Genomic DNA, 25,304 nt, shown 5'->3' on the forward strand with positions numbered 1-25,304 from the left:
ACACCTCCCCAACGCCCACGAACCCTCATGGCCCCGACTCCTGTCCAGCCGCAACCCCACCGCCCCCGTCCTCCACGCTCCCGACGTCCTCCTCCGCCGCCGCCACGGCCTCCTCCCGCACCTCGAAAGGCAGCCCGCTCAGAATCGGTGCCTCGGCCACGACCACCACCCTGACCTGATCGCCCTCCCTGGTGACCGTCACCCGCGCCCCACGCGGTGCCGTCGCCCGCGCGACCTCCACGACCGCGTCTGCCGGGTCCTGCCGGGCGGCGGCGCGGGCGCCGGCCCTGGCCGCGTCCACGCACTGGATCTGGGCGGTCATGACCAGCAACCCCCACACCAGGGCCATCGCGAACGCCACCAGCACCGGCAGCACCACGGCCGCCTCCGCCGTCACGAACCCTCGGTCCGCGCCTCGCGCCCGGCCCCAGTCACGTCCCCGCACTGAGCGCCCGCTTCACGATGCCCTGCAACTCCGCCGCGACCGCCCCGCTCGTCACGACCTGGTAGAGCGCCACGGCGAAGGCCACCGCCGCAACGATTCCCATCGCGTATTCGGAGGTCACCATCCCCGCGTCCCTCCGCCCCGCCCGCACACGCACCCGACAAACCAGGAAACGCAACCTCGCTCGTACCGCCTTGCTCATGTCGACCCCCGTGAGTCTCGATCCCATCGCCCGCACCGGTCCCGCTGACCGGCCGGACTGCTTGACCTGCTTGATCTGTCTGGCTGCCTGGCCTGCCTGGCCTGCCTGGCTTGTCCTGTCTGACCTGTCTGGGACTTGCTCGCCTGTCGAAACCGTCTGCCGGCTGTCCGGTCAGACATCCCTCACAGCCCACCCCCTTCCAGCGCCCCGCCGGCCAGCCCGATCACGACGGGCACGATGCCCACCGCGATGAAGGCAGGCAGAAAACACAGCCCTACCGGTGCGGCGATCAGGACTGCCGCCCGTCTGGCCCGAGTTGTGCCGGTGCGGGCCCAGTCGGCGCGGGCGTCGGCCGCGATCCGGGCCACCGGCACCGCCGCCGGGAGACCGGACACGTCAGCCCTCTCCAGCAGGCGGGCCAGCGCGCCCGCCCCGCGCACCGAGGCCAACGTCCGCCAGGCGTCGAAGGGTTCGCCACCCAGCCGCACCTCGGCGGCACCGCGCGCCAAGGCCCCTCCGACGGGACCGTCCAGCGCCTCACCCACGGCCTGTGCCGCGATCACCGGCCCCGCGCCCGCCGCGATGCACGCGGCCAGCAGATCGGCCGCGAGCGGAAGCTGCCGGGCCGCGGCCCGCGCGTCGGCCTCGCTCATCGCGTCCGTCGCCTGCTGTCTGCGACGCCACCACCACAGCGCCGCCACCCCTGCCAGCCCCAGGCCGAGCCCGACAACTCCACCGCCGACCGTCCACCCGGCGCACACCACCGCCGCCTCGGGCAGCCACCTCCGCAGGACTTCCCGCACCCGCGGTCGCGAGATGTCCGCTTTCACCGGCCTGGCCAGCACCTCGGAGAGTCGCTGCCTCGCGCGCCGCCGACGCCGCACCGTGTCCAGCCACCGCGCCACCGATCCCAGGGCCACCACGATCCCCATGGCCGCCCCCAGCCTGTGGACAACTTCCGCACTCATGCCGCCTCCTACTCCCTCACTCGCCCTGCACCCGTCTCAGTCGGCCGAATCGCCTCACACCCCCTCCGCACCTCGCACGATCCGCAGCGCCCACCACATCCCCAGCCCCTCCAGCACCCCGCCGACGAACAGGCAGCCCAGACCGGCCCCGGTGTGCAGCAGGACGTGCAGCGGGTCCGCGCCGAGCGCGGTGCCCAGGAGGAGCCCCAGGACCGGCAGGCCGGCGAGCATCACCGCCGTGGAGCGCGCTCCCGCCAACTGGGCGCGCAGATCAGCACGTTGATCTCGCTCGGCGCGAAGTGCACCTTCGAGGCGATCGAGTCCGGCAGCGAGTCCGGCGCCCTGGTCGACGGCCACCCGCCAGCACGCCGCGAGCCCCGACAAGCCGCCGGCCCCCGGCTGTCGTGCCGCACCTACCAGAGCGCCGGGTACGTCTCCTCCGAACCGGGCGGCAGCCAGCACAGCCGCCTGGGCCTCGCCGAGCCCTCCCGAATCGCGTGCTGCGCGCTGCAAGGCCTCGCCGGGTTGCCTCCCCGAACGCACCTCCCCGGCGAGCGACGCACACAGCGCGATCACCGCGTCAGCCCGGCGCTCGCCCGCCCGCCGTGCCGAGCGCGCCCGCCGCATCCGGCGCAGCAGGGGTACTCCGGCCGCCCCCGCGGCGACCGGCAGGACCGAGCTGCCCAGCACACCCACCACCAGTCCGACGACCGGTGACCACCATTCGGGCCGCCATCGCGCACGCAGGCGCCGCAGGTCGTGTGTCAGGTCCTGCCAGGACGGTGGCCCGCTGCCTGCCACCGCGCCCCCGGCCAGCAGCAACTGTGCCCGCCGGACCGCCGAGTACGGTCCGCCCCACAGCAGTACCGCCACGCCGGCACAGGCAACGGCGGCGTTCATCGGCCCTTCACCCACCACACCGGTCACGCCCATGGTTCGCTCCTCTCACTTCGCAGCAACTCCCTCAGCCGCTCCCAGCCGCGCTCGTACACGAACGCGTCCGCCTGCCACCTCAGCGCCGGGACGGTCCGCACCAAGCCCGACGGGTCCCGCTCCAGCACATGCACCTCGGCGATCCGTCGCCGTCCGGCCGGATCGCGCACGAGGTGCAGGACCACGGACAGCGCGGCCGCCAACTGGCTGTGCAGAGCGGCCCGGTCGAGCCCGGCCGCCGTGCCGAGCGCTTCCAGCCTGGCCGGGACGTCGGCCGCGGCGTTGGCGTGGACGGTCCCGCACCCGCCTTCGTGACCGGTGTTGAGCGCGGCCAGCAGGTGGACGACCTCAGGCCCTCGCACCTCGCCCACGACCAGCCGGTCCGGCCGCATCCTCAACGCCTGCCGCACAAGGTCCTCGAGCGTGACCAGACCGGCGCCCTCCTGGTTGGCGGGCCTGGTCTCCAGCCGGACGACGTGCGGATGATCCGGGCGCAGTTCCGCCGAGTCCTCCGCCAGCACGATCCGCTCCCCCGCCCCGACCAGCCCCAGAAGGGCGCTGAGCAGCGTGGTCTTACCGCTGCCGGTGCCCCCACTGATCAGGAACGACAGGCGGGCCCGCAGCAGTTCTCGCAGCACCTTGTCCCCGCCCGGCGGCACGGTGCCCGCCGCCATGAGCTCGTCGAGGGTGAATGCCCGCGGCCGTACCACTCGCAGCGCCAGGCAGGTGCAGCCGACGGCCACCGGGGGCAGCACCGCGTGCAGCCTGGTTCCGTCCGGCAGCCGGGCGTCGGCCCAGGGCCGGGCGTCGTCCAGGCGCCGACCGGCCACCGCGGCCAGGCGCTGGGCGAGGCGCCGTACGGCTGCCGCGTCCGGGAAGGCCACGGCGGTCAGCTCCAGGCCGCCGCCGCGGTCGACCCAGACCCGGTCGGGGGCCGAGACCAGTACGTCGGTCACCGACGGGTCGGCGAGCAGCGGCTCCAGCGGTCCGCTGCCGACCAGCTCGGAGCGCAACTGCTCGGCCGCTCCGAGGACTTCCGCGTCCCCGAGCACGCGTCCCTGTTCCCGCAGCGCCTGGGCCACGCGTGCCGGTGTCGGTTCCGCGCCGCTCTCGGCGAGCCACTGCCGTACGCCGTCGAGGAGTGCGCCCGATCCTGGCGGCCGGTCGAGCCGGGGCGCCGTGCTCATGCGGTGCCCGCCTCGGTCATGGACCGCTCCCAGAACTCCTTGCAGAAGCGGGCGAGCGGTCCCCGCGCGGACGCGCCGGGCGGGGCTTTGCCGCCGTCGGGGCGCAGCAGACCCGACTCGACGGGCACCTCGCCGACCAGGGGCAGTCCGAGGAGCCGGGCCACCTCACGGTCGTCGAGCCCAGGGGCGTACGGGCCGCGTACCGCCACCCTCAGGTCGCGCAGGACCATGCCGACGGCGGAGGCCATCCGTCCGGACGCGGCGACGGCGCGCAGTTCGGCGGGGACCACGAGCAGCCCGACGTCGAGCTGGGCGAGGACCTCGGCGATCCCGTCGTCGATGCGGCGAGGAAGGTCGACGATCACGGTGCCACCGCGGCGCCGTGCTGCGGCGAGCACCGCACGCACGGCCTGTGGCGGGATGGCGACGCAGTCGCCGCGGTCCCAGCTGAGTAACCGCAGTCGATGCAGTTCGGGCAGCGACTCCTCCAGGGCACCGCCGCCGACGCGTCCGCGTGAGGCGGCGAACGCGGGCCAGCGCAGGCCTTCGACGGTCTCGCCGCCGAGGAGCACGTCGAGTCCGCCGCCCAGGGGATCCGCGTCCACAAGCAGGGTGCGCAGTCCCTCACGCGCGGAGGTGACGGCGAGGGCGCACGCGAGCGTGGACGCTCCGGCCCCACCGCGCCCGCCGACGACTCCGACGGTGAGGGCCGGACGTCCGACTCCCTCGGCGACGTCGGCGATCCGGTCGACGAGCCACTGCTCACCGTCGGGCAGCACCAGGACGTGGTCGGCACCGATCTCGACGGCCCGGCGCCAGACTCCCGAGTCGTCCTGGTCGCGTCCGACGAGGACCACTCCGCGGCGACGTGCGGCACCGCGGACACGGCGGGCGGCGTCGTCGCCGACCAGGACGAGCGGTGCGGACTCCCAGCCGCCCCGCTGTGCGGGCACCGAGTGGTGCACCTCGGGTGTGGCACCGGCGGCGGCGCACAGCCGCAGCAGGTCGTCGAGGAGCACCGCGTCCTCAGTGACGATCAGCGGCCTGCCCTGCCGCCCTCCGGCGGCGTGCGGCGGGTCGTGTGTGACGGTTCCGGTCACGGTTTCCATCCCCCTTCGCCGCGTGGCACGCAGTCCTCTGCGGCCCCGCGATTCCCTTACGTGTGAAGAACCGGCTCCCGGTCTCCATATGCGCTTCCGACGGAAACCGACTCGGGTGACCGGCAAACAGAACCGGTCCCGAACTCGGCACGAGCGAACGTGTGGGAATCACGGTGCAGCGAACCCGGAAATCGTGTGGATCTTGGTGGATAACTGTGGACGCGTGGGGAGTTGTGAATATCGTCATCACCCGTACAGGTGAGCCCTGTCCGTCCTGTGTGCGACGCCCGCAGGGCAGTCCGACGACTACACCCCGTGACGAGCTGCGGGCATGCCGAAGAGGCGACCTCAGTCGCCCAGGCACGGCACCACGGCCACGCAGAATGGGGGAAAACGCGTCCGGACATGCGACGACCCCCGCCGGGGGGGAGAGCGGGGGTCGTCTTCCACGGCCGACTCGGGGGGGGAGGAGTCGGACCGGGTTAGCACGGTCGCGAACGATCCGTGACTTCCATGGTGTACCCGAGAGCCTTCTCAGGCAAACCCACACGCCGTCCTTACGCCGAATGAGCTGCCCCTATGCTCAAGGGTGTGGAAAACCACTCCTTGCCCCGCACAGCGGCCTTCTTCGACCTGGACAAGACGGTCATTGCGAAGTCGAGCACGCTCACCTTCAGCAAGTCCTTCTACCAAGGCGGGCTGATCAACCGCAGGGCGGCCCTGCGCACCGCATACGCCCAGTTCGTCTTCCTCGTCGGCGGTATGGACCACGATCAGATGGAGCGGACTCGCGAGTACCTCTCCGCGATGGTCCGCGGCTGGAACGTCCAGCAGGTGAAGGAGATCGTCGCCGAGACCCTTCACGACCTGATCGACCCGCTCATCTACGACGAGGCGGCCTCCCTCATCGAGGAACACCACACCGCCGGCCGCGACGTCGTGATCGTGTCCACGTCGGGTGCGGAGGTCGTCGAGCCGATCGGCGAACTGCTCGGCGCGGACCGCGTGGTGGCCACCCGGATGGTCGTGGGCGAGGACGGCTGCTTCACCGGCGAGGTGGAGTACTACGCGTACGGCCCGACCAAGGCCGAGGCGGTCAGGGAGCTGGCGGAGTCCGAGGGGTACGACCTCTCGCGCTGTTACGCCTACAGCGACTCGGCGACCGATCTGCCGATGCTGGAGGTGGTCGGCCATCCGCACGCCGTGAACCCGGACCGCACGCTGCGCCGAGAGGCAGTCGCCCGCGGGTGGCCGATTCTGGACTTCCACCGCCCGGTGCGGCTCAAGCAGCGGATTCCGAGGTTCTCGGTCCCGCCCCGTCCGGCGCTCGTCGCCATGGCGGCGGTAGGCGCTGCGGCGGCCACGGCGGGCCTCGTCTGGTACGCCAGCCGGCGGCGGGCGGCGACCGCCTGAGTCGCGCTCCCACCCCACCTGCGCCGTTTCCCACCTGTTTGAGAGTAAAAGTAAAAAACCGGCGCCAGCACTTCCGCTTACCCGGGTCCTGGAGTACAAAGGATTTAACGGCCCGCGAGACCAAGGACATCCGAGAGGATTACCTGAATACCGCATTTGGCCCACGGACCGAAGCATGAGCATCGAGCACCCACGCGACGTCGACCCGTCGATTACGGGCCAGCCGCACCAGGTGACGGGCGAAGTTCCCGACCTGATGGGCATATATCGAGGACGCTTGGTAACCCGGTGAGCATGCCAGCGGCGGTACGAGAACTCGTACCGCCGCAACCCTGTTCAGGCTCCCTTCGGGGAGCCTTCTTCCGTTACGCCGCCCCGCGCTGGAGCGCCTCGCACACCGCTGTCGACTCGCGGGCCCCCAGTTCGACCGCCCTGCCGCAGTGGGCGATCCAGGCCGCCATGCCCTCCGGGGTGCCGGAGACATAGCCGTCGAGAGCCGCGAGGTAGGCCGCCCGGCCAAGTTCCGCGTGGCCCACTTCGGCGGGGCAGACCGACTTGGGGTCGAGGCCGCTGCCGATCAGGACGATGCGCTGCGCGGCACGCGCCACCAGGCCGTTGTGCGAGACGAAGGGACGCAGGGCGAGAAGCTCGCCGTGCACGACGGCGGCCGTGACCAGGGCGGGGGCGGAACTTCCCGTGACGATCAGCTCGGACAGCCCCTCCAGCCGGCCGGAGACCTCGTCCGCGCTCGGCGGCGGCAGCTCGACGAGCGGCTCGTCGACCGCCTCTCCGGCCTGCCGCGGCCGGCCCACCTCGTCGCCGTCCGTCGCGGCGGCCACCAGGTGGAGCCGTGCCAGCACACGCAGGGGCGACTGCCGCCAGATGGACAGCAACTGGCCCGCCTCGGCGGTCAGCCGCAGGGCCGCGCCGACGACACGCGCCTCGTCGTCGGCACCGAAGTCGCTGCGCCGACGCACCTCCTCCAGGGCCCAGTCCGCCCCGGACAGCGCCGCGGAGCCGCGGGAGCCGCGCAGGGCGGCCTCGGAGGTGATCGCGGTGCTGCGGCGTCGCATGATGCGGTGCCCGTAGACCCGGTCCACGGCCTTGCGCACGGTTTCGACGGAGTCGGCCACCCCGGGCAGCGATCCCAGGGCTGCGAGCGGATCGGCGGTAGCGCCTGTCGTACTCATGAGTACGACACTACGCAACGGAGCCGCGGACCCCACGAAGGAGTGGTCTTCTTCACGCGCGTGCGCCGAGCAGCCCGTTCGTCGCACTACGCTTGCTGAACATGAAAACTGCTTTCGTTGGGAAGGGCGGCAGCGGCAAGACCACCCTGTCGTCCCTGTTCATCCGCCATCTCGCGACCGTCGGCGTGCCGGTGATGGCGATCGACGCGGACATCAACCAACACCTGGGCGCGGCCCTCGGACTCGACGAGGCCGAGGCCGCCGCACTGCCCGCGATGGGCGACCGGCTGGCGCTGATCAAGGAGTATCTGCGCGGCACCAACCCCCGCATCGCCTCCGCCGAGACGATGATCAAGACGACCCCGCCCGGCGAGGGCTCGCGGCTGCTGCGGGTGTCGGAGGACAACCCGGTGTACGAGGCCTGCGCACGGCCGGTGGAACTCGACGGTGGCGCCGTCCGTTTGATGGTCACGGGCCCCTTCACGGACGCCGACCTCGGGGTCGCCTGCTACCACTCCAAGACGGGAGCGGTGGAGCTGTGCCTGAACCACCTGGTGGACGGCCGCGACGAGTACGTGGTGGTCGACATGACAGCGGGCTCGGACTCCTTCGCCTCCGGCATGTTCACCCGCTTCGACATCACGTTCCTCGTCGCCGAGCCGACCCGGAAGGGGGTCTCCGTCTACCGCCAGTACAAGGAGTACGCCCGTGACTACGGCGTCGAGCTCAAGGTCGTCGGCAACAAGGTGCAGGGGCAGGACGACCTCGACTTCCTCCGCGCCGAGGTGGGGGACGACCTGCTCGTGACGGTCGGGCACTCGGACTGGGTGCGCTCCATGGAGAAGGGCCGGCCGCCCCGGTTCGACTCCCTGGAGGACACCAACCGCCGCGCCCTCGACCTGCTGCGGACTGCCGCCGACTCGGCGTACGAGCGGCGCGACCGGGAGCGCTACACGCGCCAGACGGTTCACTTCCACCTGAAGAACGCCCAGTCGTGGGGGAACGAGCGCACCGGGGCTGACCTGGCCGCGCAGGTCGACCCCGGTTTCGTCCTCGGCGAGAGCATGACCGCCTCGGTGTGACGGTCGCGCGGGCCTGCCCCGCGCGACAGCCGCCACCTACGACCGACCGCTACCGCTTGACCGCCGGCGCCCCGGGTACGCCCTTCGGGGCCGGGGCCGGGCTGCCGGAGAGGAAGGACGTCCAGCCCTGCTTCGGGGCCTCGCCGACTCCGAGGCCGCGCAGTTTGGCCAGGGTCTGCGGATCCTGGGCGTCCAGCCAGTCCGCGAGCTGCCGGAAGGAGACGCAGCGCACCTCTTCCTTGGTGCACACGGTCTCCACGACCTCCTCGATGGCGCGCATGTACGTGCCGCCGTTCCAGGACTCGAAGTGGTTGCCGATGATCAGCGGTGCGCGGTTGCCGTCATAGGCCCGCTGAAAGCCCCTGAGCAGGCCGTCACGCATCTGGTCGCCCCAGTACTCGTGTTTGGCGGGGTCGCCCTGGGTCGCGGTGCCGGACTGGTTGACCATGAAGTTGTAGTCCATGGTGAGTTGCTCGAAGGAGTGGCCCGGGAAGGGCACGAGCTGCATGGACAGATCCCACAGGCCTTCCTTCTTGCCGGGCCAGACCTGGTTGTTGACACCACTGGTGTCGTAGCGGAAGCCCAGTTCCCGGCCGGCCTTACGGAAGTTCTCCTGGCCCTCCAGGCAGGGGGTGCGGGCGCCGATGAGTTCCTTGTCGTAGTCGAAGGGCAGCGGGGCCGCCTTCGCCATGCCGGTGTTGGTCTTCCAGGTCTTCACGAACTGCTTGGCCTGGGCGATCTCCTCCTTCCACTCCTCGACCGACCACTCGCCGACACCACCGCCCTTGCCACAGAAGTGTCCGTTGAAGTGGGTGCCGACCTCGTTGCCCTCGAGCCACGCCTGGCGCAGTTGCTTCACGGTGTCGGCGATGCCCTGCTCGTCGTTGAAGCCGATGTCGGAGCGGCCCGGCGAGTGCTGGGGGGGCTTGTAGAGGTCGCGTTTGTGCTCCGGCAGCAGGTACACGCCGCTGAGGAAGTAGGTCATGGTGGCGTTGTTCTCCTTGGCCACCTTGCGGAAGTGGGAGAACAGCCGCTGGCTGTCCTCGCCCGCGCCGTCCCACGAGAAGACGACGAACTGCGGCGGCTTCTGCCCCGGCTTCAGGCGCTCAGGCCTGGGCAGGTGGGGCTGGGCCCCGGTGAACGCGGTGGAGCCGTCGCCGATGAGGCGGACGGCGCTCTTGGGAGCCGGGGCCGCCGGCTCCGCCTTCCGAAGCCCCGACACCCCTCCTTCAGAACCCTGGGAACCACCGGTTCCCGTAGCGCAGCCGGCGAGCGATGCGGCGACCGCCGTGGCGATCACGGCGCCCGTGGCGATCCTCTGGGTGGCGGCCATGTTCCGCCCACCTTCTTCCTTCTCCGGGCCAACAACGGCGCCGCCAACGTCACACAGGACCCGAAAAGGAATTAATACGACAAGCCGATGAAATGCCCACTTCACTCATCGGGGTGATCGATTGACCTATTTGCCCGAAACATCCATGCTTAGCCTTTACTCTGCATTACGATTCGTTTACTGAGAGTTGATCCATCCCGCCGCTGTACGCCCGTGACCCACGGCCGCAAGATGCGACCGCGCAGCCCCGGAGGAGACGGGAAACATGTCAGCCTGCGTCCCCACTCGTACGACGGACTCGCCGCACGCCGAGCGCGTCCACCGACCCCACAGTCCCCCGCGCGCCCCGCACCGCCGCTTCCGCGTCGCCGGCGCCGATGTGTCCGCCTCGATCGCGGTCTTCCTCATCGCCCTGCCCCTGTCGCTGGGCATCGCCCTCGCCACCGGTGCACCTCTCCAGGCGGGCCTCGTCGCCGCCGCCGTGGGCGGGCTCGTCGCCGGACGGCTCGGCGGCTCGCCCCTCCAGGTCAGCGGGCCCGCCGCGGGCCTGACCGTCGTCACCGCCGACCTCATCCACCGCTACGGCTGGCGCACGACCTGCGCCATCACTGTCCTGGCCGGGCTCGTCCAACTCGGTCTCGGCTGCCTGCGCGTGGCTCGCAGCGCGCTCGCCGTCAGCCCCGCCATCGTGCACGGCATGCTCGCGGGTATCGGCGTCACCATCGCCGTCGCCCAGATGCACATCGTCCTCGGCGGCAGCCCGCAAAGCGCCGTCCTCGACAACCTCCGCTCCCTGCCCGCCCAGTTGGCCGATCTGCACCCCGCCGCGGTGGCCGTCAGCGCCCTCACCCTGATCCTGCTGCTGCTCTGGCCTCGCCTGCCCGGCCGCATGGGCCGCCTGTTGCGCAAGGTGCCCGCCGCCCTCGTCGCCGTCACCGGGGCCACCGCGACCGCCGTGTTCGCCGGGCTGACCCAGCCCAGGGTCGAGCTGCCGTCCTGGAGCAGTCATGCCCTCGCCGGGCTGCCCGAGGGCCCGATGCTCGGCCTCGTCGCCGCTGTCCTCACCGTCACGCTGGTGTGCAGCGTGCAGTCTCTGCTCGGCGCGGTCGCCGTCGACAAGCTGATCGCCGCCCGCCCCGGTCTGCCGGCCCAGGTCAGCCGCTCCGACCTCGACCGGGAACTCCTCGGGCAGGGCGCCACCAACATGGTCTCCGGCGCGCTGGGCGGACTGCCCGTCGCGGGAGTGGCGGTGCGCAGTGCCGCGAATGTGCAAGCCGGGGCCGTCAGCAGGAACTCCACGATGCTGCACGGCGTTCTCGTAGTGGTCGCCGCGCTGTTGATGGTCCCGGTCCTGGAGCTGATCCCGCTCGCCTCGCTCGCAGCCCTGGTCATGGCCGTCGGCATCCAGATGGTGTCCCTGCACCACATTCGCACGGTGACCCGCCACCGAGAGGTGCCGGTGTACGCCGTCACCACCCTCGGCGTGGTCTTCCTCGGCGTCCTGGAGGGCGTCACTCTGGGGATCGCCGTGGCCGTCGCCGTCTCCATGCACCGCCTCGCCCGCACCCGCATCACCCACGACGAGAAGGAAGGAGTCCATCACGTACATGTACGAGGGCAGTTGACGTTCCTGGCGGTGCCACGCCTCAGCCGCGCCCTGCATCACGTGCCACACGGCTCCTGTGTCGTCGTCGAGTTGGACGGTTCCTTCATGGACCATGCGGCATACGAGACACTGCAGGACTGGCAGAGAACGCACACCGCACAGGGCGGCTCCGTCGAGCTGACCGGCCGCCGCGCCGGCACGGGGACCGACGCCGGCAGCGGCACCGGCTCCGGTGGCGAGGGCGTCGTGCCTGCCACCTTCACCGTCCAAACCGTCGTCCCCGTCAACGGCGCGGCGGACAACCCCCTCGCCGGCTGCCGTTGCCGACCCTGGACACCCTGGCGCAACCACCAGTGCGACAGCCCTCCGCCGGCAGCGCCGCACGGCGGTCGTGCCGCGGAGCACCAGGCGGGGCCGCCGAAGGAGCCGTCCGGCGCGGAACCAGGCGGACGCACCGGCCCTGCCCTCGCGCAGGCTGCCGAGTCGGCCGTCGCGAGCGGGCCCGCCAGGTCCGCCGCAGTCTCGGCGCCCACCGAGCCCACCACGCACACCGAACCGGTCCAGCAGGCCGAACAGACGGACACGACCGAGACGAGCGAATCGACCGGTCCCCGCGAGCGCGCCGAGTCCACCGGTGCCACCTCCGCCGCAGGCGCCGGGCCGAGTGGGCGTCAACTGGTCAGGGGGATCAGCGCGTTCCAGCGCAACACCGCGCCGCTGGTGCGGGGGGAACTGGCGCGGCTGGCGCGGGAGGGACAGCAGCCGTCCCAGCTGTTCCTCACCTGCGCCGACTCGCGGCTGGTCACGTCGATGATCACCTCCAGCGGTCCCGGGGACCTGTTCGTAGTCCGCAATGTGGGCAACCTTGTGCCGCCGCCCGGCGAGGAGAGCAGGGACGACTCGGTCGCGGCCGCGATCGAGTACGCGGTGGACGTGCTGAAGGTGCGGTCCATCACGGTCTGCGGGCACTCCGGATGTGGGGCCATGCAAGCGCTGTTCGACGCCGAACCGGGGGGTGCGCAGACGCCGTTGAAGCGGTGGCTCCGGCACGGGCTGCCGAGTCTGGAGCGGATGGCCGACCCCGGGCGGCCCTGGGCGCGACTGGCCGGGCGGACGGCGGCCGACGCGGTCGAGCAGCTCTGCCTGACCAATGTGGTCGAGCAGTTGGATCATCTGCGGGCCTACACGTCGGTGGCTCGGGCGCTGGGGGCCGGGGAGCTCGAACTGCACGGGATGTACTTCCACGTGGGCGAGGCCCAGGCGTATCTGCTGAGCGAGGCCGGTGAGGGCAAGGGTGAGGTGTTCGACCATGTGGGGGTGGCGGATCTGAGCGCGTGAGGGATAGCGGCGGGCCCGCTCCGGGCCCGCCCCGAGCCCCGGAGCAGGCCCGGACGTCTCCCCTGCGCCTCTCCTGAATGTGAGAGCCGCTACACCAACTGAACTCTGCCTGGTCGGGGTCCGTGGATACGGATGAATCCGGGCCACAGAAAGGGTGCCGAACCGCACGGCTCCGACAGGTCTAAACCAATTTCCTGTCGGCCCTTGTCACCGACCTCCGGGTCTGATGAGCTGTGACTCCGGGACACAACGGACACCCTTGGAAAGGGAGATGTCGTGAGCAACGAAAGCCTGGCCAACCTGCTGAGGGAGGGGAGGGTCGGATGAGCGAGAATTCCTCCCTTTCCAACCTGCTTAAGGAAGAACGCAGGTTCGAGCCGCCCGCCGACCTGGCCGCGAACGCCAACGTCACGGCGGAGGCGTACGAGCAGGCCAAGGCTGACAGGCTCGGCTTCTGGGCCGAGCAGGCCCGCCGGCTGGCCTGGGCCAAGGAGCCGACCGAGACACTGGACTGGTCGAACCCGCCGTTCGCCAAGTGGTTCAAGGACGGCGAGCTGAACGTCGCGTACAACTGCGTGGACCGGCACGTGGAGGCCGGGAACGGCGACCGCGTGGCGATCCACTTCGAGGGCGAGCCGGGCGACAGCCGCGCCATCACCTACGCCGAGCTGAAGGACGAGGTCTCCAAGGCGGCCAACGCCCTGCTGGAGCTGGGCGTGCGCAAGGGCGACCGGGTCGCCGTCTACATGCCGATGATCCCCGAGACGGCCGTCGCGATGCTGGCGTGTGCCCGGATCGGTGCCGCGCACTCCGTGGTCTTCGGCGGCTTCTCGGCGGACGCGCTCGCCACGCGCATCCAGGACGCCGACGCCAAGGTCGTCATCACCTCGGACGGCGGGTACCGGCGCGGAAAGCCGTCGGCGCTGAAGCCGGCCGTCGACGACGCGGTCGCGCGCGTGGACAACGTCGAGCACGTCCTCGTGGTCCGGCGTACCGGCCAGGAGGTCGCCTGGGACGACAGCCGTGACGTGTGGTGGCACGAGATCGTCGAGCGGCAGCCGGCCGAGCACACGCCCGAGGCGTTCGAGGCCGAGCACCCGCTGTTCATCCTCTACACCTCCGGTACGACGGGGAAGCCGAAGGGCATCCTGCACACCTCCGGCGGCTACCTCACCCAGACCGCGTACACCCACCACGCCGTGTTCGACCTCAAGCCCGAGACCGACGTGTACTGGTGCACCGCCGACGTCGGCTGGGTCACCGGCCACTCGTACATCGTGTACGGGCCGCTGGCGAACGGCGCGACGCAGGTCATGTACGAGGGCACCCCCGACACCCCGCACCAGGGCCGGTTCTGGGAGATCGTGCAGAAGTACGGGGTGACGATCCTGTACACGGCGCCGACCGCGATCCGTACGTTCATGAAGTGGGGCGACGACATCCCCGCGAAGTTCGACCTCTCCAGCCTCCGGATCCTGGGGTCCGTCGGGGAGCCGATCAACCCCGAGGCCTGGATCTGGTACCGCAAGCACATCGGCGCGGACCGCACGCCCGTCGTCGACACCTGGTGGCAGACCGAGACCGGCGCGATGATGATCTCGCCGCTGCCGGGAGTCACCGCGGCCAAGCCCGGTTCCGCCCAGACGCCGCTGCCCGGCATCTGCGCCACCGTCGTCGACGACGAGGCGAACGAGGTGCCCGACGGCGGAGGCGGCTACCTCGTCCTGACCGAGCCGTGGCCGTCCATGCTGCGCACCATCTGGGGCGACGACCAGCGCTTCCTCGACACGTACTGGTCGCGCTTCGAGGGCAAGTACTTCGCCGGTGACGGCGCCAAGAAGGACGACGACGGCGATATCTGGCTGCTCGGCCGGGTCGACGACGTGATGCTCGTGTCGGGCCACAACATCTCCACGACCGAGGTGGAGTCGGCGCTCGTCTCGCACCCCTCCGTCGCCGAGGCGGCCGTGGTGGGCGCCGCCGACGAGACGACCGGGCAGGCGATCGTCGCCTTCGTGATCCTGCGCGGCACGGCGAACGCCGAGGACGAGAACCTCGTCGCCGACCTGCGCAACCATGTCGGCACCGCGCTCGGCCCGATCGCCAAGCCGAAGCGGATCCTGCCGGTGGCCGAACTGCCCAAGACCCGCTCCGGCAAGATCATGCGCCGTCTGCTGCGGGACGTGGCGGAGAACCGACAGCTGGGTGACGTCACCACGCTGACCGACTCGACCGTCATGGACCTCATCCAGACGAAGCTTCCCGCCGCGCCCAGCGAGGACTGAGAACCACCATCGAGGGCACCCCGCACCAGTGCGCGGGGTGCCCTTTTTGCCCCTAACGTGAGTATCGCCGGAACGCCCCAGGGCTCACCTTAGGTAAGCTGAACAAAGGTGAGCCGGGAAGTCTGGTCGGCACGAGTTCTGTGCTGCCCACTCACCGGAGGTCCTGCCGTGACCGCGCCCCGCGCCACCAGCCCGCGTAAGGTCTTCGGACGTCTCCCCCTGCCCGAGCGGAACCACGTCGCGGACGCGCTGCGCACGGAGACCGTCGGCGGTGTGCTGCTGCTGGTCGCCGCCGTCACCGCGCTGATCTGGGCGAACATACCCGCGCTGCATGACAGCTACGAGAGCGTCAGCCACTTCCACCTCGGCCCCGGGGCGCTCGGGCTGAACCTGTCGATCGAGCACTGGGCGGCCGACGGGCTCCTCGCCGTCTTCTTCTTCGTCGCCGGCATCGAACTCAAGCGGGAACTCGTCGCGGGTGAACTCAAGGATCCGCGGGCCGCCGCACTGCCCGTCGTCGCCGCCCTGTGCGGCATGGCCGCACCGGCACTGGTCTACGTGGTGACCAACCTCACGGGCGGCGGTTCCCTGGGCGGCTGGGCCGTGCCCACCGCGACCGACATCGCCTTCGCGCTCGCCGTACTCGCCGTCATCGGCACCTCCCTGCCCAATGCCCTGCGCGCCTTCCTCCTCACGCTCGCCGTCGTCGACGACCTGTTCGCGATCCTGATCATCGCCGTCTTCTTCACCGAGAGCATCGACTTCGCCGCGCTCGGCGGCGCGGCCGTCGGCCTCGTCGTGTTCTGGCTGTTGCTGCGCAAGGGCGTGCGCGGCTGGTACGTGTACGTGCCGCTCGCGCTGGTCATCTGGGCGCTGATGTACAACAGCGGCGTCCACGCCACGATCGCGGGTGTCGCGATGGGCCTGATGCTGCGCTGCAGCACTCGCGAGGGCGAGAAGCACTCCCCCGGCGAGCAGATCGAACACCTCGTGCGCCCGCTGTCGGCGGGCCTCGCGGTTCCGCTGTTCGCCCTGTTCAGTGCCGGTGTGTCGATCTCCGGCGGCGCGGTCGCGGATGTCTTCACCCAGCCGGAGACGCTGGGGGTCGTGCTGGGCCTGGTCGTCGGCAAGACGGTCGGCATCTTCGGCGGGACGTGGCTGACCGTCCGCTTCACCCGGGCCTCGCTCAGCGAGGATCTCGCCTGGGCGGACGTCTTCGCCGTCGCCTCGCTCGCCGGTATCGGCTTCACCGTCTCGCTGCTGATCGGGGAGCTGGCCTTCGAGGGCGACGCGGTCCTCACCGACGAGATCAAGGCGGCCGTCCTGATCGGTTCGGTGATCGCGGCGGCTCTGGCCACCGTCCTGCTGAAGCTGCGCAACGCCAAGTACCGCCGGATGCATGAGGACGAGGAGCGCGACGAGGACCTCGACGGCATCCCGGACATCTACGAGGAGGACGATCCGGCCTACCACCTGCGGATGGCGGACATCCACGAACGCAAGGCCGCCGAGCACCGCCGGATGGCCACGGAGAAGGCCGCCGCGCGCCACGGGCTTGCCGAAGTACCGGGCGGGGCGGGCAACGAGGGCGACCGTCCGGCATGATCTGACGGGACGGTACAAAAGACGGGACCGCACGCAGTCAGGCAGAGGACGGCGGAACCGTACAAGACGAGGGAGACCGCGATGAGCGCACCCGACGGCAGCCCGGTCGGCTCCGAACGCAGCATCGGCCAGCTGTTCGCCTCCGCGACGACCGAGATGTCGTCGCTGGTGCACGACGAGATCGCGCTGGCGAAGGCACAGCTGAAGCAGGACGTGAAGCGCGGCGCGACGAGCGGCGGGGCGTTCACGGTGGCCGCGGCGATCCTGCTGTTCTCGCTGCCGATGCTGAATTTCGCCCTCGCGTACGGCATCCGTACCTGGAGCGACTGGAATCTCGCCATCTGCTTCCTGCTGTCCTTCGCGGCCAACGTCCTCATGGCCGTGGTCCTGGCGCTGATCGGTGTCCTCTTCGCCAAGAAGGCCAAGAAGAGCAAGGGCCCGCAGAAGGTCGCCGCCTCGATGAAGGAGACGGCGGGCGTCCTGCAGAACGCCAAGCCGCACCCGCGGCCCGAGCTCGGCCAGGACCGGGAGCGGAAAGCCGTCGAGGCTGTGGCACGCTCGTCGTCATGACGGACCCCGCCACCCCTTCGGCTCAGCCGGCCTCAGTCGTACGGCCCGAGTTCGTCGGCGAGACCAAGGTGACCCACCGGGAAGTCGCCGCCAACGGCGCGCGCTTCCACATCGCCGAGCTGGGCGACGGCCCCCTCGTGATGCTCGTGCACGGCTTCCCCCAGTTCTGGTGGACGTGGCGGCATCAGCTGACCGCGCTGGCCGACGCCGGCTTCCGGGCCGTCGCCATGGACCTGCGGGGCGTCGGCGGCAGTGACCGCACACCCCGCGGCTACGACCCGGCCAACCTCGCCCTCGACATCACCGGCGTCATCCGCTCCCTCGGCGAGTCGGACGCCGCGCTGGTCGGCCACGACCTGGGCGGCTATCTCGCCTGGACGGCGGCGGTCATGCGCCCCAAGCTCGTACGGCGGCTCGCGGTCTCCTCGATGCCGCATCCGAGGCGCTGGCGCTCGGCGATGCTCGCCGACGTCCGGCAGACCACCGCCGGTTCCCACATCTGGGGGTTCCAGCGGCCCTGGATTCCGGAGCGGCAGCTGACCGCCGACGACGGGGAGCTGGTGGGCCGGCTGATCCGCGAGTGGTCCGGGCCGCGCCCGCTGGAGGACGAGGCGATCGAGACGTACCGGCGGGCGATGTGCATCCCCTCCACCGCGCACTGCTCGGTGGAGCCGTACCGGTGGCTGGTGCGATCGCTGGCCCGGCCGGACGGGATCCAGTTCTACCGGCGCATGAAGCGGCCCGTGCGCGTGCCGACGCTGCATCTGCACGGCTCCCTGGACCCGGTCATGCGTACGCGCAGCGCCGCAGGTTCGGGCGAGTACGTCGAAGCGCCGTACCGCTGGCGCCTGTTCGACGGGCTCGGGCACTTCCCGCACGAAGAGGACCCGGTCGCTTTCTCCACCGAACTGGTCAACTGGCTACAGGATCCCGAACCCGATCGGTGACCGGGCCGTCGCGCCCGGTATCCGGTGTCGGACACCTGTCCTACGAACAGCCAATTGCCTGGCGCATAGGCCAATTGGCGGTCTCCCGCGCGGTTATCGACCTTGGGGCAGGGGCAGACGTCGGGGTATGGGCTGGACGCACGACTACAGTGACGCAGCACGCGACCGCCGCTCGGCCGGTGGTCTTGACTCCCACCAGCGAGGTAGCGGCCCGCAGTTGCAGGGCAGCGACCCGCGTGTGGGCATTCCGCGCATCCTGCGCCGCCGGGCCCGCTGGGTCTCGGTACGCCTCCGTCACCCGCGCGACTGACCGCCTCGCGCGGGCCTCTTCCGGGGCGCAGCCCGCCGGCTGACCGACAGCACCCGTCTCACAGGGCGCAGTCGTCGCTGTCCACCTGCTGGTTCGCGGTGCGTCCCCGGGCGATGTCCTGCTGGATCTCGTCCGCGGTGAGCGCGTAGCCGGTGTCAGCGTCGTCGAGGGACTTCGCGAAGACCACGCCGTACACCTTCCCTTCGGGGGTGAGCAGCGGGCCGCCGGAGTTGCCCTGGCGGACCGTCGCGTACAGGGAGTACACGTCGCGGCGGACGGTGCCGCGGTGGTAGATGTCGGGGCCGTTGGCCGTGATACGGCCCCGCACGCGCGCCGCCCGGACGTCGTACCCACCGTTCTCCGGGAAGCCGGCAACGATCGCGCCGTCCCCGCTCTCGCCGTCCCCGCTGGTGAACCGGAGTACGGGCGCGTCGATGTCGGGTACGTCGAGGACGGCGATGTCGCGCTTCCAGTCGTACAGCACGACGGTGGCGTCGTACTTGCGGCCCTCACCGCCTATCTGGACGGTCGGTTCGTCGACGCCGCCCACCACGTGCGCGTTGGTCATGACGCGGCGCTCGTCGAAGACGAAGCCGGTGCCCTCCAGGACCTTGCCGCAGCTCTCCGCGGTGCCCATCACCTTGACGATGGAGCGCTGCGCGCGGACCGCGACGGCACTGGTGGCCAGCGCGGGGTCGGGGGGCTGGACGTCGGTGATCGGCTCGTTGGCGAACGGGCTGAAGACCTGCGGGAAGCCGTTCTGCGCGAGGACCGAGGAGAAGTCGGCGAACCAGGTGTCGGCCTGGGCGGGCAGCGCTTCGGACACGCCGTGCAGCACCGTGGAGCTGCGGACCTCCTTGCCCAGCGTGGGCAGGGTGGTACCGGCGAGCGCGGACCCGATCAGCCAGGCCACCAGCAGCATCGCGACCACGTTGACCAGGGCACCGCCGGTCGCGTCCAGCGCGCGGGCCGGGGACCAGGTGATGTAGCGGCGCAGCTTGTTGCCCAGGTGGGTGGTGAGGGCCTGCCCCACGGAGGCACAGACGATCACGACGACCACCGCGACGACCGCGGCCGTCGTGCTGACCTCGGAGTTGTCGGTCAGCCAGTCCCAGAGGACCGGGAGCAGATAGACGGCGACGAGGCCGCCGCCCAGGAAGCCGATCACCGACAGGATGCCGACGACGAAGCCCTGGCGGTAGCCGACGACGGCGAACCAGACGGCCGCGACCAGCAACAGGATGTCCAGCACGTTCACCGTTTCAGGCCTCGCCTCGTTCTACCCGGCCACGGCAGGCCGGCCGGGGTCCGGAGGGTCGTCCCCCGGGTACACACAGCACGAACGACACCCTGTCACGACCGCCAGTCGAGTGGCACCAGCTTCTCGCGGTCCCAGGGGCGCTCCCAGCCCGCGTAGTGCAGGAGGCGGTCGATCACGCCGGCGGTGAAACCCCACACAAGGGCGGATTCGACCAGGAATGCCGGGCCTCGGTGGCCGCTGGGGTGGTAGGTCATGGCGCGGTTGGCGGGATCCGTGAGATCCGCCACGGGGACGGTGAACACCCGGGCGGTCTCGTTCGGATCGACCGCGCCGACCGGGCTCGGCTCGCGCCACCAGCCCAGTACGGGGGTCACGACGAACTCGCTGACCGGGATGTACAGCTTGGGCAGCACACCGAACAGCTGGACGCCCGCCGGGTCGAGGCCGGTCTCCTCCTCGGCCTCGCGCAGCGCTGCCCTCAGCGGGCCGTCGCCCTGCGGATCGCCGTCCTGCGGGTCGAGGGCCCCGCCGGGGAAGGAGGGCTGCCCGGCGTGAGAGCGCAGGGAGCTGGCGCGCTCCATGAGCAGCAGCTCGGGGCCGCGCTCGCCCTCACCGAAGAGGATGAGGACGGCCGACTGCCGCCCCCCGCCGTCCTCCGGGGGCAGGAAGCGGCTCAGCTGGAGCGGCTGCACCGTCTCCCCGGCCTCCGCCACCGGCCGGAGCCAGGCCGGCAGTCCCTCCTTGCTGAGGGCCACCGCCCCGCCCTGCGTGTCACTCGCGCGCACCATCGCCACACCACCCCCCGTTCTGCCTGTTCCAACGCCCGAGGGCGCGGGGATCGTTCCGGTTCGGCGGGGCTTCACCCTGCCTCATCCGGCCCCCAGCGGGGGAGCGGGCCGGCCGCCCGCGTCCAGGTAGGCCTGGGGCGGGTTCAGCCGCTGTCCGGGGAAGCCGCCCTTCTCGTACTTCAGGAGCTTCTTCGCCTTCTCCGGGTCCGTCTCCCCCTCGCCGTACGCCGGGCAGAGCGGGGCGATGGGGCAGGCGCCGCAGGCGGGCTTGCGGGCGTGGCAGATGCGGCGGCCGTGGAAGATCACGTGGTGCGAGAGCATCGTCCACTCGCTCTTGGGGAAGAGCGCGCCGACGTCGGCCTCGATCTTGTCCGGCTCGGTCGCCTCGGTCCACCGCCAGCGCCGTACGAGCCTCTGGAAGTGCGTGTCCACGGTGATTCCCGGTCGTCCGAACGCGTTGCCCAGGACCACGAAGGCGGTCTTGCGGCCGACGCCGGGGAGCTTGACCAGGTCTTCGAGACGCCCGGGGACCTCGCCGTCGAACTGCTCGACCAGGGCCTTGGAAAGCCCTATCACCGACTTGGTCTTGGCGCGGAAGAAGCCGGTCGGGCGCAGGATCTCCTCGACGTCCTCCGGGTCGGCGGCGGCCAGGTCCTCGGGGGTGGGGTACTTCGCGAAGAGGCCGGGGGTGGTCTGGTTGACGCGGAGGTCGGTGGTCTGCGCGGACAGGACCGTGGCGACCACCAGCTGGAAGGGGTTCTCGAAGTCCAGTTCGGGGTGGGCGTAGGGATACACCTCGGCCAGTTCACGGTTGATCCGGCGGGCCCGGCGGACGAGGGCGGTGCGGGACTCGTCGCGGGGCGGCTTCGGCGGCTTGAGAGCCGTCACGGCGGTGGCCTCGGCCCTCTTCGACTTCGACGGGGGCACCTTCTTGACGGCCGCCTTCTTCGCCGCCGCCGGCTTCACGATGGCCGTACTCTTCGCAGCCGCGGTCGCCTTCTTCACGGCTTTCGTCCTCTTCTCCTCACCACCGGAGCCCTGTTCGCCCACAGCGGAATCCCGACGTACAACCACCCGCCCAGCCCCCTCGGCCTGTGCTCTCACTGGCGTTTTGGACACCCGGCCAGCCTAAAGCCCGACACCGGCATCCGCCCCGGACCCGGAAGATCAGCCCCCAATTGGACCCCTGCCGCTTACCTCGGGACACGTGTGCGGCATCCTTGTGACAGATCACACTGTTTGGACCGTCCGGCAAAATGGGGAACACGGACCCCTGGCACACGGGGGAGCAAGATCCCCTGAGCAGGTCGACAAGGAGAGAACTCGTGGACGACGTCCTCCGGCGCAACCCGCTCTTCGCGGCACTCGACGACGAGCAGGCCGCGGAGCTCCGCGCCTCCATGAGCGAGGTGACGCTCGCCCGTGGCGACTCCCTGTTCCACGAGGGAGACCCCGGTGACCGGCTCTACGTGGTCACCGAGGGCAAGGTCAAGCTGCACCGCACGTCTCCGGACGGCCGCGAGAACATGCTGGCGGTGGTCGGTCCCAGCGAGCTGATCGGCGAACTGTCGCTGTTCGACCCGGGCCCGCGGACGGCGACCGCCACCGCGCTGACCGAGGTCAAGCTGCTCGGTCTCGGCCACGGCGATCTCCAGCCCTGGCTGAACGCCCGCCCCGAGGTGGCCACCGCGCTCCTGCGCGCCGTCGCCCGGCGTCTGCGCAAGACCAACGACGCCATGTCCGACCTGGTGTTCTCCGATGTTCCGGGCCGTGTCGCGCGCGCCCTGCTGGACCTCTCCCGCCGCTTCGGCGTGCAGTCCGAGGAAGGCATCCACGTCGTCCACGACCTCACGCAGGAGGAGCTGGCCCAACTGGTCGGCGCGTCCCGCGAGACCGTGAACAAGGCGCTGGCGGACTTCGCGCAGCGCGGGTGGCTCCGCCTGGAGGCCCGCGCGGTCATCCTGCTGGACGTGGAGCGCCTGGCGAAGCGGTCCCGCTAACCGCTGGGCTTGGCCGACGGGTGCTGGAGTGCGCGTTCGTCGGTGGGCTTGCGGTGTTGGGGTGGGCGTCGCGGGGGCCGGCGCCCCCAGACCCCCGCTTTCGGCCTGGACGGCCTCGAACGCCGGACGGGCGGTGTGCTCACCGGCGTCGGAAATGGTGAGCCCGCTCGACGCCACTCGTTGCACAGTGGCCCCATGACCGAACGCCGACCAGGGCTCGATGCCCAGGGGTACCTCGCACGCGAAGGCTCTCTCACGCGCGTGCAGCCTGTCTTCCGCCCGGTCGTGGCCGCGGCACGTGACCGGTTGCCGGAGGTGTTCGGGGCGCGGCTGCACAGCGCCTATCTGTACGGGTCGCTTCCGCGTGGCACCGCGCGCGTGGGACGCAGCGACCTGGACCTCCTGGTCGCGCTGCACGAGGAACCCACCGAGGCGGACCGGGCGGGCGCCCGCGCCCTGGGCGAGGCGCTCGACAAGGAGTACCCGCAGATCGACGGGGTCGGCACGCTGCTCTACTGCCGTGCCCGGCTGCTGAGTGACCTGGAGACGCACGACCTGGGCTGGTTCGTGGCGTGTCTGTGCACGCCGCTGCTCGGTGAGGACCTGGCCGGGCACCTGCCCCGCTACCGGCCCGACTCCCTGCTCGCCCGGGAGACCAACGGCGACCTCGCGCTGCTCCTCGCCCGCTGGCGTACCCGCATCGCCGAGGCCGAGGACGCCGACGCGGCCCGGCTGCCACTGGTGCGGTACATGTCCCGGCACCTGGTGCGCACGGCCTTCACCCTGGTCATGCCCCGCTGGAACGGCTGGACCAGCGACCTGCACGAGATGGCGGAGGCCTTCGCCGCGTACTACCCCCCGCGCGCGGAACAGCTCCGAACGGCGGCCGTACGCGGCTACGAGCCGACCGGGGACGCGGGCGTCCTGCGCGCGTACGTCGACGATCTCGGGCCCTGGCTCGCGCAGGAGTACGCGCGCGTGCACGGCGTGAAGGCACCCCGGCCGGACTGACGGACGCGGCCTAGATGAGGCCGTGCTCCTGGAGGTACTCCAACTGGGCGCGTACCGACAGTTCCGCCGCCGGCCACAGGGAGCGGTCCACGTCGGCGTAGACGTGGGCCACGACCTCGGCGGGCTCGCGGAAGCCGTCCTCCACGGCCGTCTCGACCTGGGCGAGGCGGTGGGCCCGGTGGGCGAGGTAGAACTCGACGACGCCTTGGGCGTCCTCCAGGACGGGTCCGTGGCCCGGCAGGACCGTGTGGACGCCGTCGTCGACCGTGAGGGACCTGAGCCGCCGCAGGGAGTCCAGGTAGTCGCCCAGCCGGCCGTCGGGGTGCGCCACGAGCGTCGTACCGCGGCCGAGGACCGTGTCGCCGGTCAGGACGGCACGATCGGCCGGCAGGTGGAAGCAGAGCGAGTCGGCGGTGTGGCCAGGCGTCGGCACGACCCTCAGTTCGAGGCCGCCGACCGTGATGACGTCACCGGCGGCCAGGCCCTCGTCGCCCAGCCGCAGCGCCGGGTCCAGGGCCCGCACCTTCGTGCCGGTCAGCTCGGCGAAGCGGGCGGCACCCTCGGCATGGTCGGGGTGGCCGTGGGTGAGCAGGGTCAGGGCGACGCGCTTGCCGGCCTTCTCGGCGGTGTCGACGACCGCGCGCAGGTGGACCTCGTCCAGAGGGCCCGGGTCGATCACGACGGCCAGGTCCGAATCGGGCTCGGAGACGAGCCAGGTGTTCGTGCCGTCCAGGGTCATCGCGGAGGCGTTGGGCGCGAGGACGTTGACCGCCCGCGCAGTGGCGGGGCCCGACAGGACTCCGCCCCGGGGCTGGCCGGGCAGGGCTGCCGCGTCGGTCATGCGAGGCCTCCACCGGCCGGAACGTGCTTGGTGAACTCGTCGTGTCCCGGCCAGGACAGCTCGACCTCGCCGTCCACGAGGCGAGCCCGCGCCAGAACCGGGGTGAGATCGCGCGCGGGTGCTGCGGCCAGGGCCTCGTCGGCCGAACCGTACGGGAGCAGTTGGCGCAGCGTCGCGATCGTGGGCGGCATCATCAGCAGCTCGCCCTCGTCGTACGAGGCCGCCGCGTCGGCGGGGCGGATCCAGACCGTGCGGTCGGCCTCGGTGGAGGCGTTGCGGGTGCGCTGGCCCTCGGGGAGGGCGGCGACGAAGAACCAGGTGTCGTAGCGGCGGGGCTCGAACTCCGGGGTGATCCAGCGCGTCCAGGCGCCCAGAAGGTCGGAGCGCAGCACCAGTCCTCGTCGGTCCAGGAACTCCGCGAAGGACGTCTCACGGGCGACGAGGGCGGCCCGGTCGGCCTCCCAGTCGTCGCCGGTGGTGTCGCCGACGACGGAGTCGGGAGTCGGCCCGGCGAGCAGCACCCCGGCCTCCTCGTACGTCTCCCGTACGGCGGCGCAGACGATCGCCTGGGCCGCCGTCTCGCCGACGCCGAGCCGCTCGGCCCACCACGCGCGCGTGGGGCCCGCCCAGCGCACGTGCCGGTCGTCGTCGCGCGGGTCGACTCCGCCGCCCGGATACGCGTACGCGCCTCCGGCGAAGGCCATGGAGGCGCGTCTGCGCAGCATGTGGACGACGGGGCCGCTGCCCGCGTCCTTCAGGAGCATCACGGTGGCCGCGCGTTTCGGGGCGACCGGGGTGAGTGTGCCGTCCGCGAGCGCACGGATGCGCTGCGGCCAGTCCGGTGGAAACCACTGCCCATTCGCCATGGCCGGAGGCTATCCCGTGATGC

At 71.2% G+C, this 25,304-nt stretch carries 23 protein-coding genes; 10 read left to right on the top strand and 13 right to left on the bottom strand.

Going from position 1 to position 25,304, the window contains the following annotated elements; all coding sequences use genetic code 11:
• Positions 1-25: 25 nt before the first annotated feature.
• The 6 genes from P1P75_RS10685 to ssd form a co-directional block, all read right to left on the bottom strand.
• On the bottom strand, positions 26-397 hold the full coding sequence (locus P1P75_RS10685) for a TadE family type IV pilus minor pilin (protein ID WP_319253936.1): 372 nt from the start codon (positions 395-397) through the stop codon (positions 26-28).
• A gap of 34 nt (positions 398-431) precedes the next feature.
• Complete coding sequence (locus P1P75_RS10690; protein WP_319253938.1) at positions 432-647, bottom strand: DUF4244 domain-containing protein; 216 nt, start codon at positions 645-647, stop codon at positions 432-434.
• Positions 648-829: 182 nt separating this feature from the next.
• Positions 830-1,615: a type II secretion system F family protein gene (locus tag P1P75_RS10695; RefSeq protein WP_319253940.1), complete on the bottom strand. Its 786-nt coding sequence runs from the start codon at positions 1,613-1,615 to the stop codon at positions 830-832.
• 54 nt (positions 1,616-1,669) lie between these two features.
• On the bottom strand, positions 1,670-2,548 hold the full coding sequence (locus P1P75_RS10700) for a type II secretion system F family protein (protein WP_319253941.1): 879 nt from the start codon (positions 2,546-2,548) through the stop codon (positions 1,670-1,672).
• Positions 2,539-3,735: a TadA family conjugal transfer-associated ATPase gene (locus P1P75_RS10705; RefSeq protein ID WP_319253943.1), complete on the bottom strand. Its 1,197-nt coding sequence runs from the start codon at positions 3,733-3,735 to the stop codon at positions 2,539-2,541. Before P1P75_RS10705 ends, P1P75_RS10700 begins: the two co-directional genes overlap by 10 nt.
• Positions 3,732-4,844: a septum site-determining protein Ssd gene (gene ssd / locus P1P75_RS10710; protein WP_319253945.1), complete on the bottom strand. Its 1,113-nt coding sequence runs from the start codon at positions 4,842-4,844 to the stop codon at positions 3,732-3,734. Before ssd ends, P1P75_RS10705 begins: the two co-directional genes overlap by 4 nt.
• A 570-nt stretch (positions 4,845-5,414) precedes the next feature.
• Between ssd and P1P75_RS10715 the strand changes: the two genes are divergently transcribed.
• The gene (locus P1P75_RS10715) at positions 5,415-6,248 is read left to right on the top strand and encodes an HAD family hydrolase (RefSeq protein WP_319253947.1); all 834 of its coding nucleotides are present in this window, start codon (positions 5,415-5,417) and stop codon (positions 6,246-6,248) included.
• Between the two features lie 365 nt (positions 6,249-6,613).
• Here the strand turns inward: P1P75_RS10715 and P1P75_RS10720 are convergent, their stop codons facing one another.
• Positions 6,614-7,438, bottom strand: a complete 825-nt coding sequence (locus P1P75_RS10720) for a Fic family protein (protein WP_319253949.1) — start codon at positions 7,436-7,438, stop codon at positions 6,614-6,616.
• A gap of 101 nt (positions 7,439-7,539) precedes the next feature.
• Here P1P75_RS10720 and P1P75_RS10725 point away from each other — a divergent pair, with 101 nt between their 5' ends.
• Complete coding sequence (locus tag P1P75_RS10725) at positions 7,540-8,520, top strand: ATP-binding protein (protein ID WP_319253951.1); 981 nt, start codon at positions 7,540-7,542, stop codon at positions 8,518-8,520.
• A gap of 49 nt (positions 8,521-8,569) precedes the next feature.
• Here P1P75_RS10725 and P1P75_RS10730 read toward each other — a convergent pair whose 3' ends face one another.
• Positions 8,570-9,853, bottom strand: coding sequence for a hypothetical protein (locus tag P1P75_RS10730; protein ID WP_319253953.1), 1,284 nt, complete (start codon positions 9,851-9,853; stop codon positions 8,570-8,572).
• A gap of 265 nt (positions 9,854-10,118) precedes the next feature.
• On the opposite strand from P1P75_RS10730, the gene P1P75_RS10735 reads away from it, so the two are divergent.
• The 6 genes from P1P75_RS10735 (at position 10,119) to P1P75_RS10760 (ending at position 18,514) form a co-directional block, all read left to right on the top strand.
• A complete protein-coding gene (locus P1P75_RS10735) occupies positions 10,119-12,797 on the top strand; it encodes a SulP family inorganic anion transporter (protein ID WP_319253955.1) in 2,679 nt (892 codons plus the stop codon).
• A gap of 323 nt (positions 12,798-13,120) precedes the next feature.
• On the top strand, positions 13,121-15,082 hold the full coding sequence (acs, locus tag P1P75_RS10740) for an acetate--CoA ligase (protein WP_319253957.1): 1,962 nt from the start codon (positions 13,121-13,123) through the stop codon (positions 15,080-15,082).
• Positions 15,083-15,250: 168 nt separating this feature from the next.
• Positions 15,251-16,687: a Na+/H+ antiporter NhaA gene (nhaA, locus tag P1P75_RS10745; RefSeq protein ID WP_319253959.1), complete on the top strand. Its 1,437-nt coding sequence runs from the start codon at positions 15,251-15,253 to the stop codon at positions 16,685-16,687.
• A gap of 81 nt (positions 16,688-16,768) precedes the next feature.
• Positions 16,769-17,257 carry a phage holin family protein gene (locus P1P75_RS10750; protein ID WP_319253961.1) on the top strand — a complete coding sequence of 163 codons (489 nt, stop codon included), beginning with the start codon at positions 16,769-16,771 and terminating at the stop codon, positions 17,255-17,257.
• A complete protein-coding gene (locus tag P1P75_RS10755) occupies positions 17,254-18,204 on the top strand; it encodes an alpha/beta hydrolase (RefSeq protein WP_319253963.1) in 951 nt (316 codons plus the stop codon). Before P1P75_RS10750 ends, P1P75_RS10755 begins: the two co-directional genes overlap by 4 nt.
• A gap of 127 nt (positions 18,205-18,331) precedes the next feature.
• Positions 18,332-18,514, top strand: coding sequence for a hypothetical protein (locus P1P75_RS10760; protein WP_086770108.1), 183 nt, complete (start codon positions 18,332-18,334; stop codon positions 18,512-18,514).
• Between the two features lie 58 nt (positions 18,515-18,572).
• On the opposite strand, the gene P1P75_RS10765 is transcribed toward P1P75_RS10760, so the two are convergent.
• The 3 genes from P1P75_RS10765 to nth form a co-directional block, all read right to left on the bottom strand.
• The gene (locus P1P75_RS10765) at positions 18,573-19,772 is read right to left on the bottom strand and encodes a MarP family serine protease (RefSeq protein ID WP_319253965.1); all 1,200 of its coding nucleotides are present in this window, start codon (positions 19,770-19,772) and stop codon (positions 18,573-18,575) included.
• 95 nt (positions 19,773-19,867) lie between these two features.
• On the bottom strand, positions 19,868-20,563 hold the full coding sequence (locus tag P1P75_RS10770) for a CoA pyrophosphatase (RefSeq protein ID WP_319253968.1): 696 nt from the start codon (positions 20,561-20,563) through the stop codon (positions 19,868-19,870).
• 81 nt (positions 20,564-20,644) lie between these two features.
• A complete protein-coding gene (gene nth, locus P1P75_RS10775; protein ID WP_319253970.1) occupies positions 20,645-21,568 on the bottom strand; it encodes an endonuclease III in 924 nt (307 codons plus the stop codon).
• A 320-nt stretch (positions 21,569-21,888) separates the two neighbouring features.
• Between nth and P1P75_RS10780 the strand changes: the two genes are divergently transcribed.
• Together P1P75_RS10780 and P1P75_RS10785 are read left to right on the top strand one after the other, a co-directional pair.
• Positions 21,889-22,563: a Crp/Fnr family transcriptional regulator gene (locus P1P75_RS10780; protein WP_020129286.1), complete on the top strand. Its 675-nt coding sequence runs from the start codon at positions 21,889-21,891 to the stop codon at positions 22,561-22,563.
• Positions 22,564-22,758: 195 nt separating this feature from the next.
• Positions 22,759-23,574, top strand: coding sequence for a nucleotidyltransferase domain-containing protein (locus tag P1P75_RS10785; RefSeq protein ID WP_319253972.1), 816 nt, complete (start codon positions 22,759-22,761; stop codon positions 23,572-23,574).
• Between the two features lie 10 nt (positions 23,575-23,584).
• On the opposite strand, the gene P1P75_RS10790 is transcribed toward P1P75_RS10785, so the two are convergent.
• Positions 23,585-24,415: an MBL fold metallo-hydrolase gene (locus P1P75_RS10790; protein ID WP_319253974.1), complete on the bottom strand. Its 831-nt coding sequence runs from the start codon at positions 24,413-24,415 to the stop codon at positions 23,585-23,587.
• A complete protein-coding gene (locus P1P75_RS10795) occupies positions 24,412-25,281 on the bottom strand; it encodes an NUDIX hydrolase (protein WP_319253976.1) in 870 nt (289 codons plus the stop codon). The genes P1P75_RS10790 and P1P75_RS10795 overlap by 4 nt, the downstream gene beginning before the upstream one ends.
• Positions 25,282-25,304 lie beyond the last annotated feature (23 nt).

The sequence above is a fragment of the Streptomyces sp. ID05-39B genome, assembly GCF_033794725.1.
Lineage (GTDB): Bacteria > Actinomycetota > Actinomycetes > Streptomycetales > Streptomycetaceae > Streptomyces > Streptomyces bobili.

Bases quoted from the DNA above. Each gene is read 5' to 3' on its own strand.
- P1P75_RS10690 (WP_319253938.1), bottom strand. From the start codon at position 647: ATGAGCAAGGCGGTACGAGCGAGGTTGCGTTTCCTGGTTTGTCGGGTG.
- P1P75_RS10695 (WP_319253940.1), bottom strand. From the start codon at position 1,615: ATGAGTGCGGAAGTTGTCCACAGGCTGGGGGCGGCCATGGGGATCGTG.
- P1P75_RS10700 (WP_319253941.1), bottom strand. From the start codon at position 2,548: ATGGGCGTGACCGGTGTGGTGGGTGAAGGGCCGATGAACGCCGCCGTT.
- P1P75_RS10705 (WP_319253943.1), bottom strand. From the start codon at position 3,735: ATGAGCACGGCGCCCCGGCTCGACCGGCCGCCAGGATCGGGCGCACTC.
- ssd (WP_319253945.1), bottom strand. From the start codon at position 4,844: ATGGAAACCGTGACCGGAACCGTCACACACGACCCGCCGCACGCCGCC.
- P1P75_RS10715 (WP_319253947.1), top strand. From the start codon at position 5,415: ATGCTCAAGGGTGTGGAAAACCACTCCTTGCCCCGCACAGCGGCCTTC.
- P1P75_RS10720 (WP_319253949.1), bottom strand. From the start codon at position 7,438: ATGAGTACGACAGGCGCTACCGCCGATCCGCTCGCAGCCCTGGGATCG.
- P1P75_RS10725 (WP_319253951.1), top strand. From the start codon at position 7,540: ATGAAAACTGCTTTCGTTGGGAAGGGCGGCAGCGGCAAGACCACCCTG.
- P1P75_RS10730 (WP_319253953.1), bottom strand. From the start codon at position 9,853: ATGGCCGCCACCCAGAGGATCGCCACGGGCGCCGTGATCGCCACGGCG.
- P1P75_RS10735 (WP_319253955.1), top strand. From the start codon at position 10,119: ATGTCAGCCTGCGTCCCCACTCGTACGACGGACTCGCCGCACGCCGAG.
- acs (WP_319253957.1), top strand. From the start codon at position 13,121: ATGAGCGAGAATTCCTCCCTTTCCAACCTGCTTAAGGAAGAACGCAGG.
- P1P75_RS10750 (WP_319253961.1), top strand. From the start codon at position 16,769: ATGAGCGCACCCGACGGCAGCCCGGTCGGCTCCGAACGCAGCATCGGC.
- P1P75_RS10755 (WP_319253963.1), top strand. From the start codon at position 17,254: ATGACGGACCCCGCCACCCCTTCGGCTCAGCCGGCCTCAGTCGTACGG.
- P1P75_RS10760 (WP_086770108.1), top strand. From the start codon at position 18,332: ATGGGCTGGACGCACGACTACAGTGACGCAGCACGCGACCGCCGCTCG.
- P1P75_RS10770 (WP_319253968.1), bottom strand. From the start codon at position 20,563: ATGGTGCGCGCGAGTGACACGCAGGGCGGGGCGGTGGCCCTCAGCAAG.
- P1P75_RS10785 (WP_319253972.1), top strand. From the start codon at position 22,759: ATGACCGAACGCCGACCAGGGCTCGATGCCCAGGGGTACCTCGCACGC.
- P1P75_RS10790 (WP_319253974.1), bottom strand. From the start codon at position 24,415: ATGACCGACGCGGCAGCCCTGCCCGGCCAGCCCCGGGGCGGAGTCCTG.
- P1P75_RS10795 (WP_319253976.1), bottom strand. From the start codon at position 25,281: ATGGCGAATGGGCAGTGGTTTCCACCGGACTGGCCGCAGCGCATCCGT.